This is a genomic window from Undibacterium sp. TC4M20W (genome assembly GCF_049340245.1).
In the GTDB taxonomy this organism is placed as follows: domain Bacteria; phylum Pseudomonadota; class Gammaproteobacteria; order Burkholderiales; family Burkholderiaceae_D; genus Undibacterium.
Genome location: NZ_JBMPPI010000063.1, coordinates 1 through 2,038 on the forward strand (window position 1 = coordinate 1; position 2,038 = coordinate 2,038).

1 protein-coding gene is annotated in these 2,038 nt (G+C 47.8%); it reads left to right on the forward strand.

Annotated features, from left to right (window positions below):
* The coding region (locus ACO0LL_RS30285) for a beta strand repeat-containing protein (protein WP_422954531.1) at nucleotides 1–1,603 on the forward strand (1,603 nt) is incomplete at its 5' end.
* Nucleotides 1,604–2,038: the final 435 nt, after the last annotated feature.

Below are 2,038 nucleotides of genomic sequence, written 5' to 3' on the forward strand. Positions count from 1 at the left end.
CGATCTGTCCCTGATCGCTGTAACTAGCGGCACATTGGTGATCGACACAACGTCTTCTTCCAATGCAACTGGTGGTGGCGTGAACAACACTACAGTTAGCAATGCAGTGACAGTGTCTGGTGGCGCAGTAGTAACAACAGGTGTTGTTGGTACTAATCCAGTCAATGGTGGCGGTACAGCTTTGTCTCCAACAGCACTGGTAGCTGGTCAAGTATTTAATAGCACAGCAAACGTGAACGACAACTTCACAGGCTTGGCTGCTACTTTGGTTGGTACAACTGTCAACGGTAACGCTGGTGACACAGACACAATCACTTTGACTGGTGCATCTGGTGCCTTGGCAATTGGCGACGGCACAAACGGCGGTACTATCACCAACATCAAGACCCTGAACCTCGCCAATGCAACTAACACCATCACTTTCGGTGCAACTACCACTGGTATTACTACAGTGAATGGCGGCACAGGCGATGACAGTGTTAACGTAACAGGCGCTGGTGCTACTTTTGCAGCTGGTAACGTTAACCTGGGCTTGGGTAATAACCAATTGACATTGGGTAACTTCTCTTACACTGGTACTTTCAGTGCAGGTGCAGGTACGGATACATTGGTTCTGGGTACAGCTTCCAATATCGGCGGCGCGAATGTCACTGGCTTTGAAAATCTGACAATCGCTACAGGTGGTTCTGTAACGATGTCAGCAGCACAATTTGCTGCTGCTACAGGCACGATCGTAGCGGCTGGTACTGTAGCTGGTACTAATGGTGAAACAGTTACTTTGTCAACTGCTGGTACTATCACAGGTAGTGCAGTGATCGAGAACTTCGTTTTGGCTAATGGTACAAATGCTGTAACACTGGCTGCTACTGCTGCTAACCAAACTTTCACTGGTGGCACAGGCAATGACACGTTCACGACAACAGCTGCTAACCTGGCTTGGAAAACAATCAACGCAGCTGGTGGTACTGGCGACACATTGACTGTTACTGACGCACTCGGCGCATTCAATTTGGGTGCTGCTGCTACTGCAACAACGGCTCTGGTATCTGGCGTTGAAATCGTAAACTTTAATGTAGCTACTACAGGCGCTGTGACATTGTTCAACGGTGCAGCGACAGTGAACGCAGCTGGCGGTACTTTCATCCTTGGTTCTGGTGGTCAAACTCTGGTTTCCAGTGCAGCAGTTACAGTAACTGGCGGTGCCGGTGCTGACGCTATCACATTGTCTTCTGGCAATGACACTATCGTTGGCAGTGGTTCCTTGTTCAGCAGCAACATTGATACAGTTACTAACTTCAAGGTTGCTGGTACTGACGTGTTCAAAACTGGCACAGCAGCAACAACGCTGAACTCTCTGAACATCGCTACAGCTGACATTTCTACTCTGGCAGCAGCAATTGCATCAGCAGCGTCTGCAGTTGGCGCAGCTGTAGCTTTGCAAGCCACTACTCAGGCTTACATCGTCACTGTAGCCGCAGGTACAGCAGCTGGTACATATGCTTTCCAAAACATCGGTGGCACTGTAGGTGCAGTTGATGCAGGTGACTTTATCGTTAAACTCGTTGGCGCAGGTTCCATCGTCGCTGGCGACTTCATCGCTTAATTCAGTAAGCTATGCAGGAAAATGGGTAGCTTGCTACCCATGCAGCAGGGAGAGAGTATCCTCCCCGCTGTGTAAAAATAAAAAACCCACCTCTGTAAAGCGGTGGGTTTTTTTTGCAACGTAATTTATAATTTAATTCGTATTTGTGATTCAAGTCACATTTTTGTGTAAAAGCCCATGCTACTCTCCCATTGCTGAAAAAAGTATAAATCCCAGGGCTACTGGAGTTTATTTATTCGCAACAAAACTTAATTAGGAGTTCTTAAATGGCTAATACAGCTGCTGATATCCAAAAGCTTTACATCGCATACTTCAACCGCCCAGCAGACCCAAATGGTCTGGCCTACTGGATGGCTCAAGGTTTCACACTGAACCAAATCGCCGACAGCTTCTCCAAACAAGCAGAATACGCCACAGTATTCGCTGGTAAAACGA